The sequence below is a fragment of the Citreicoccus inhibens genome, from assembly GCF_019039035.1.
GTDB lineage: Bacteria > Myxococcota > Myxococcia > Myxococcales > Myxococcaceae > Citreicoccus > Citreicoccus inhibens.
This window is the reverse complement of the sequence record NZ_JAHNZT010000079.1, coordinates 1-7,335: the sequence shown is the minus strand read 5'-3', so window position 1 is coordinate 7,335 and position 7,335 is coordinate 1. Positions and strand designations below refer to the sequence as shown.

5 protein-coding genes and 2 pseudogenes are annotated in these 7,335 nt (G+C 67.6%); 2 read left to right on the top strand and 5 right to left on the bottom strand.

What is annotated here, in order from left to right; translation table 11 throughout:
- The 4 genes and pseudogenes from KRR26_RS35865 to KRR26_RS35850 form a co-directional block, all read right to left on the bottom strand.
- A pseudogene (locus KRR26_RS35865) lies at nt 1–563 on the bottom strand (hypothetical protein); the annotation flags it as partial.
- Nucleotides 553–2,001, bottom strand: a complete 1,449-nt coding sequence (locus KRR26_RS35860) for a hypothetical protein (protein WP_217082110.1) — start codon at nt 1,999–2,001, stop codon at nt 553–555. The pseudogene KRR26_RS35865 and the gene KRR26_RS35860, both read right to left, overlap by 11 nt.
- A gap of 689 nt (nt 2,002–2,690) precedes the next feature.
- Nucleotides 2,691–3,608 carry a DUF2381 family protein gene (locus KRR26_RS35855; protein ID WP_217082109.1) on the bottom strand — a complete coding sequence of 306 codons (918 nt, stop codon included), beginning with the start codon at nt 3,606–3,608 and terminating at the stop codon, nt 2,691–2,693.
- Nucleotides 3,609–3,686: 78 nt separating this feature from the next.
- Nucleotides 3,687–5,633, bottom strand: coding sequence for a serine/threonine protein kinase (locus tag KRR26_RS35850; protein ID WP_217082108.1), 1,947 nt, complete (start codon nt 5,631–5,633; stop codon nt 3,687–3,689).
- A gap of 190 nt (nt 5,634–5,823) precedes the next feature.
- Between KRR26_RS35850 and KRR26_RS35845 the strand changes: the two genes are divergently transcribed.
- Both KRR26_RS35845 and KRR26_RS35840 read left to right on the top strand, forming a co-directional pair.
- Nucleotides 5,824–6,201 carry a helix-turn-helix domain-containing protein gene (locus KRR26_RS35845; RefSeq protein WP_217082107.1) on the top strand — a complete coding sequence of 126 codons (378 nt, stop codon included), beginning with the start codon at nt 5,824–5,826 and terminating at the stop codon, nt 6,199–6,201.
- Nucleotides 6,202–6,242: 41 nt separating this feature from the next.
- Complete coding sequence (locus KRR26_RS35840; RefSeq protein WP_120211197.1) at nt 6,243–6,590, top strand: helix-turn-helix domain-containing protein; 348 nt, start codon at nt 6,243–6,245, stop codon at nt 6,588–6,590.
- A 350-nt stretch (nt 6,591–6,940) separates the two neighbouring features.
- On the opposite strand, the pseudogene KRR26_RS35835 reads toward KRR26_RS35840, so the two are convergent.
- A pseudogene (locus KRR26_RS35835) lies at nt 6,941–7,335 on the bottom strand (serine/threonine protein kinase); the annotation flags it as partial.

The window sequence follows — 7,335 nt, the reverse complement described above, 5'->3', positions numbered from 1 at the left end:
TTCTCGACGGAGGTGACGACGAAGGCCGCGCGCTTGCGGCTGAGGACGGCCGAGGCCAGCGCGTCCATCGGCCCCCGGGCCCCCAGGAGGACGGCGTCCCAGTCCGTGAGGGACTCCACCAGGGCGGGCATGTCCACCCCGCGCTGCATGGCCACGAACTCCGCGGGCGAGGTACACGCCAGGAAGGGCGCCAGCACCTCCCGACTGGAGTCCAGGCGGGGCCAGCCCGAGGGAAGGGCCTTGCCGCCACAAACGAAGGCCTCGCCCTCCTCGTCCGAGCCCCGCGCCCCCTTCTTGTTGACGGCATTGCCGACAGGCACTCGCCGGTAGCCCATCGGCGCCGGCTCTGGCGTCCCAGCCGCAGAGGTCGACGCCTCCCCCTGGTACACACCCGTCGCCGCACTCCTCGCGGCAAGGGAGGGTACGAAGAGGGGACTGAAGGGTAGGGCCGCCCCACGGCCCGTCTGGCCCGGCCTCGCCGGCAACGAGGCGCACCCGGAGGACAGGAGAGCCACCACCAGCGCGAGGCCAAGCCCGCCGCGCCAAGGCCGGTCAGCGCGCATTGTCCACCCCCAGCCCTACCGAAGCGAAGGCGCCTGGCCGCAGCGTCCCTTCCGCCGTCGGGAAGAGCAGCGTGCCGCCCTGCCCCACCGCGTACAGCTTCCCACCCAGGAAGCGCCATCGCGCCTGGGCTGAGGCGACGTAGCGCGCGCCCGGCTGGCCCGCCCCCACCGCCACACCGCCCACCCCCACTGAGAGGTTGCGGTGGAAGAGCTGCGTCTCCAGCCGGCCGTCCACGTCCACCCGGCCCCAGGTGAATGCCTCGGTGCCCATCGACAGGCGGAAATGGCGCTGTCCCAGGACGCTCAGGCTCTCCGCGTCCCAGCTCAGAATCACCTCGCCATAGGCCGAGCACCCGTCCGGGAAGGGCGCATCCGCCTGGGGCATGGCAGTCGGGCCCGCTACCTGGAACCGCGCCAGCTCGTAGTCCGGGCCGAAGGCACCCTGCCGGAAGCCGCCGCGCTGGAGGCGGCCCTCCAGGCGAGCTCGCAGGTCCATCCTCGAGGTCAGGTACTCCGCGCCCAGCCCCGCTACCGCGCCCCACGCGCCGCCCGCTCCGGGGCGTCCACCCCAGCCCGCATTCGCCTGCAGTTCGAAGCCCCCCTCGGGGTTGCGGCGCCGCACGAGAATGGCCGTCCCATCCAGGTGGGCCAGCGTCATCGGCTCCGACGTTCCTCCCGCCTTGCCCCAGTCATGCACCGCGGACAGCGCCAGCGTGTACTGCATGGGGTACGGTTGGCGGCCCACGAGGAGGTGCTGCATGTCCAGGACGACTTCCGCCCCCAGCAGCCGCGCGCCCAGCACGTCCGAGGCGAAGGCCTCGACGTAAAGAGGCCTCAGCATGCCCGTCACCACCGCCCCCGCAGGGTGGTAGTCCGGGTTGCCTCGGTTGTTGTAGCGGCGCACCAAGTGCCCGGACAGCAGCGTGTAGGACTCCAGGGCGCCCACCCACACGAAGTTCGGTGCGTCGCCCCCCAACGTCAGCATTTGCACCACCTGGCCCAAGTCGGAGAGCTCGTCCCAGTCCTCCTTGCGCACCAGACTGGCGCCCTCCTTTGCACCCCACATCCGCAGTCGTACTGGAGCGCCCAGTTCGAGTTGGAGCAGGCCTGGATTGACGACCTCCAGCCGCGGGTGCACCTCAAGGTAGCCTTCGTCCGTCCCTGCCCCACGTCGGGACAGCAGTGCCCATGTGGTGGTCTCCAGGCTGAGCCGGTTCGACCACCGCGACGGTGAGTTGGACGTGGGAAGAGGCAAATCACTCTCCGCCCCGTTGCCCTCATCGCCAGCAACTTCTTCCGCGCCCAATTCGTCCGCGCCCGGCTCGAGCAGAATGCTTTCGTCAAGCCCGGGGATGCCCTTGTACTCGGGCGGCACCTCCGCTCGCACGACTCCAGACAGCAGCACGGCCACAATGGCCCAGCTCCGACACGTGCACATCGACGCCTCCTGAAAGGGCCCCGGCCGGGGCCAAAGACAGAGGTCCCCCATTCGGGCCGGCAGGGCGCCAGTCCGCGGGTGACTGCATTGCACTGAGGGAGTCGCCTACCGCCTGGCAGAGCCAGCGCATGGACGGACGACTCCCGCTACGGCGGCTGGAAATCCCAGCGCCGCACCACAGCTTCGACGAAAGACAAACGTTTCCCGTTACGACACCAGGAAGCCCCAGCGCCGCATGACGAGTCCAGAGAAAGGCAGACCTGTCCCGCTACGACGCCGGGAGGCCCCAGCGCCGCGCTACTCCCTTCGCGAACAGAACATGACTGACGAAGAAGGTGTCAGAGCGCTGGCCGAAGAGGCCCCTTCGAGAAGGGGCAGACGACCGTCCCTGCGCGCGAAGCAAGGCAACCGCGTACGCCGCTTGGTCGCACGCCGGCCACGCTCAAGGTCAACAGGGACTTACGACGGCGGATCGGAGGCGCCACCCTCGACGTGCGTAGGACCACGGCGAGACGACGGGTGAGCACGTGCTCGTGCGCACTTCCACACGGAGAGGTTCATGGGTCCCCCGGGACTCCATCGAAATGCATCCAACAGATGCATTCCATTGAACCCTAAAAGGACATTCCCAGCAAGCCCCTGTTCACGACGGAGGCGGGTCGCCGTCAGACAGCGCAGCGCCGGAGCCCCTACGGGAAGACTACATTGGTAAGGGTGACCGCCCGGCGCCCATCGGCATCCCAGAGCTTGAGCGTGTACGGTCCTTGAGGAGGCTCCGATGCAGACTCGGCCTCCACCACCACGCGCTGGAACCCCGGACCCGAAAGGAGGGGGCCGGACTGCCACACCTGGAGGACTCTTAGTTCCTCCCCAGCCTTGCCCCGAAGGGTAGCCTCCTTCGCCGTCCAGGGAACGTCCCCGCCTGATCTCAGCACAAGCTCTACAGCCACCCGGCGTGACGTGCGGTAGGCGCGGATAGCATGTTTGGCAGCAGCCACTCCTGGGGCCAGGCTTACGTCTTTGGTCACGTCACGGAATGCAACGCCGTCCCCATTGAGGAGCTTTGTCGAGATGAGGCCCGTCAGCCCATCCGGAGCACTTTGCTCCATGCGCAGACGTTCGTTCTCCTCCTTGCATTTCTCGACCTCGATGCGAGCCTGCCGAACCTCTTCCTGGTAGGTCTCGACTCCTCTCTTGCGTCGATAAACCTCGACATGCGCTTCCGACCGCGCGGGATGTGCGACCAGGACAAACGTCGCACTCGCAGGGGCCGCTCCATCCTGGAAGCGTACCGTCATCTTGAGCCGTTCCCCCGCGGAGACTCTCTCTGACGGAACCAAGCGCAACGTACTGAGGCCTGCATCCAGCACCGAGAAGCGCTCACGGCCCTCAAGCGCCACTCCGTCCCGACTCACGTCCGAATCGAAGATGAACACCGTTGAGAGCCCTGGGCTCACCGCTACTTCAGGCGCGGACTGACCATCATCCGAGACCAACTCGATTCGACGAATACTCAGCCCTGCGGCAGCCGGGGGCGACTGCGCCAACGCTGGCCCTTCGCCAGCGAGGAGGAGGAACAGCAGCACAGCCGACAGGGAATGATGCACGCGACGCTTCTCCTCGACCAAGCCAGCAGCAACACCGCTGGCAGCTCACGAGCGGCCATCAAGCGCGACCGAGATGCTTCATTCAAACTCGCTCACAGCGCGGACAAAGACGGCCGAGTACACACGAGCCTTTCCCGAATCCGCGCCGCCACCCTCGATCTCCAGTCCGCGTTTGTTAGAGGTGTCCAGCACCTCCATGCACACAGGGAAGCCTCCCTTGCTGGTGCGCGCCCGAGTCAGTCGGACGTAGACGCGATCCGCCACAATGAGCCGCCCAGTCAGCGTGGCTCCGGCGTCAGTCCCCAGGAGGATCTGAGCAGACCCTTCCTTCACCGTGATGTACTTTTCTTCCCCCTGGAAGACGAAGGATCCGGGCGCGTCACGGCCAACCTTCATACCCAGCCGCATCATCCCCTCCTCCGAGCCTGCCGGGCACGACTCCGGCTCCGGCGGAGGGCGCACTTGCGCGCCCGTGCAGGCCAGCGCGCCGCAGAGGGCCGTGCCAACCAGCGTGGCGCCTGCGCTCTTCACGGCCCGCTTGGTGGGAGTCGGGGGACTGGGGGGAGTGTCACTCTTCGGCGTCGTCACGGTGGCTGTCACCTTGGGATTCGTCGCGTCTGGCGCGACGGCCGCAGGTATTGCCTCCGGCCCGGTTGGAGCTGCGGCTCGGGCAGCTTGTGGTTTCTTTGCATATGGCGCTACTTCTTGGCTGTGGGCTGCAGCCACCTGTAGAGGGGCGGCCGGGCGAAGGAGAAAGGCCCCCGAGGCGAAGGCCACACAGAGCAGGCACGCTCCCAGCACCCGCCCCTTCCTAAGACGCGAGTAGAAGGTGCGCCGCTCCACCTCGGGGACAAAGGACTCCGTCGTCGCGCGTGACAGGTCCGACGCCTCACGCGTCGGGCCAGGCAGCCGCGAGTCCTCGGCAGGAGCGACACCAGCGCCAGGAAGCAGCGCAGGAACCAAGGCCACGGGTGCATTCTCGGGTGGGGCTTCGGCAGGCCCCTGCGGAAGCTCAGCAGGCGCAGGGCCAGGAGGCACCCCTCGGCGCAACTTACGCAGCGGGACTTTCATCCATTTCAGCCACTTGTCCCCACCCTCCGTCGTCGCGGAGTGCGGCCCATACGTGTCGCACAGGGGCGTCGTCCAAGCATCCCCTTCTGCATGGGCCAACAGCCCTTCAAGGGCCACGCAGACAGCATTCGCGTCGGGACGCGCAGCAGGTTCCTTCTCCAGCAGCCGCATGCACAACAGGCCGAGTCCCGCAGGGACGAAGCGGTTGGCGAGGTGAGGAGGCACAGGGGACTTGCGGATGACACCCTCGACGTAGCTTGCATCTGTCCCTTCGTCGAAGGGCCACCTCGCCGTGAGAAGGCGGTACAGGACAATGCCCAGGGCCCACACGTCATCCGAAGGCACGGACTCGTAGCGGGCGCTGCTTTGCCCCAGGTGCTGCCGAATGAAGAGCCAGGCCTCAGGCGGCCGGTACTCCATGGTACCGGGCGGCAGCAGGGACTGGGTGACGCCCGGGGCGCCCTTGTAGGCTCCAATGCCGTAGTCCACCAGCACCGCCAGGCCGTCCGCGGCGCGCACCATGACGTTGGCGTCCTTCACGTCCCGGTGCACCACTCCCGCCTCGTGCGAGGCCGCCAGGGCTCGCGCCATGTCGAGCGTCACCTTCGCCACCTGCTGGGCCGAGGGGTTCTCCTCCCTCACCCACGCGCTCAGCTTGCGCCCCTCGACGTACTCCATGGCGATGAGGGCGTAGTCGCGCCCCTTGTCCTGCCAGTAGGAGAAGCCGCGAATGCCCACCACGTTGGGGTGACTCAAGCGCAGGAGAATGGAGACTTCCTTCTCCACCCGCCCCTCCACGCGCTGCCGCTCCACCAGCTTCAACGCGCAGGGCTGCCCGTCATTCGTCGCGAGGTACACGGTGCCAAAGCCGCCCTTGTCCAACTGCCGCACCACCGTGTAGCCCTTCACCACGTCCCCGGGGGACAGCACGGCCGGGGGGCCGTCGTCCCTCATGGCGACTTCCTCTCGGAGACTTCGAACAACGGGACAGCGGCTTCGCGCATTCAGCACCCTCCCCGGCGCACGCGGACGGTACCAGAAGCCCCGGGAAAGCAGGTGCACTCTCCTTCCTGACAGCGAGCCTCAGCCCTGACGACTGCACCTGACAGGTGCAATTCCAAAGCTACCTCGGTATGATTTGGGCATGTTCATCCAGCCGCCCGCCCCGCCCCCTCCAGCCGAAGGGCCCCCTCGCCCACTCTCGCAGGTGCTTGGCGAGACGGCGCGCGAGGCCCGCCTGCGCGCTCGCCTCACTCAGGCCGAGGTCGCCAGCCGCTCGGAGATTGCCACCTCCGTCTACCAGCGACTCGAGCGCGGGCGCCTGCTGCCCAGCCTCCCCACCCTCTACCGAATCTGCACCGCCCTGGGGCTCTCGCCGAATGAGTTAATGGGCTTCCCTTACAACCTACCGGCGAGCGAAGCCTCCATCTCCTCCGCCCGGAAGGAGCTACTGCACCGCATGCGCCAACTCGATGAGCGCCAGGCCTTTGCACTCCTCCGCTTCCTGCAAGGCTTCCGTTGACTGCCTCCACACTCCATTTTGGGTAGAGTCACGAGCACCTCATGAATGAAGAACTTGCAGCCACCATTGGCGCCATCAGTCGTGCGGCCCGGGAGCAGATGGGCCTCACTCAAGCGGAAGTCGCCGACCGCGTGGGGCTGGTGCCTCCCGTCTACAGCCGGCTGGAGCGCGGGCAAATGCTGCCCAGCGTCCCGACGCTGTACCGCCTCTGCACCGAGTTGATGCTCTCCCCGGAGGACTTGCTGGGCCTCGCGGACTCATCGGCGAAGGGCCCTCGCACCCGCCCCGAGGACGACAGCAACCTTCGCCGGCTTCTCTTCCTGGCGAGGAAGCTGGACGAGCGGAAGCTAGACGCGCTCGTCCGCATCACCACCGAGTTGGCCCGCTGACAGCTTCGCGAGCGGCGGGCCGCTACGGCTCGCCGCGCGCCTTCTGACGGCAAAGGCGAGCCACCTCCCCCCGTCCCCGTCGACGTGGCGCGCCCTCGGAGTGTCCGGCTCGACGTCCACCGTCACGACGTCGCCCGAGTGAGTGCGCGTGTGACACCACGTCAGGTGCTCTCGGAAGCCTTGCCTCACCGAGCCCCCGACGTTGAGTGACAGCTCGGGCTTGGCGCTGGACGCGTCGTCGGGGCGTCGCATCCACGACAGAGTCGCAGACAGGACGCCGAAGCCCGCCACTCCTGCCGTGGGGAGGGGCTTGGCAGCTTACCGCGACTCGAAAGCAGGGCCTGGGTGGCCTACGCCTTCTTGAGGGCCTGTAGTTCGTGTGCGTCCAGCCCCTCGGGGTACATGCCGCCCTCGCCGAACTCCACTTTGTCGCGCATGCCCCCGCCTTCGGAAACCACGAGGGCGGCCTCTCGCGCCGCCTCCGCGCGCCCATAGGGCTGGGCCGACAATGCCTGGGCTGCGCTGCGGAGGGCATCGCGCAGGTCCGCCGCCGAGGCGAATCTCTCATCCGGGTTGAGCCGCAGGGCCGTGTGCAGCACAGCTTTGACTTCGGGGGGCAGCCGGGACACCGCCCTCTCGACGAAGTCCGCGTCGAGGGTGGGCATGAGCGCCTCCATCTGCTTCAGCGGAAGCGTAGGCTGCTTCTCCAGCCGGAGCTGACTCTCCTTCGCCCTGGGTGGCACGT

Excerpts from the sequence above, each read along its gene's own strand:
- KRR26_RS35850 (WP_217082108.1), bottom strand. The coding sequence starts at position 5,633 with ATGAGGGACGACGGCCCCCCGGCCGTGCTGTCCCCCGGGGACGTGGTG.
- KRR26_RS35860 (WP_217082110.1), bottom strand. The coding sequence starts at position 2,001 with ATGTGCACGTGTCGGAGCTGGGCCATTGTGGCCGTGCTGCTGTCTGGA.
- KRR26_RS35840 (WP_120211197.1), top strand. The coding sequence starts at position 6,243 with ATGAATGAAGAACTTGCAGCCACCATTGGCGCCATCAGTCGTGCGGCC.
- KRR26_RS35845 (WP_217082107.1), top strand. The coding sequence starts at position 5,824 with ATGTTCATCCAGCCGCCCGCCCCGCCCCCTCCAGCCGAAGGGCCCCCT.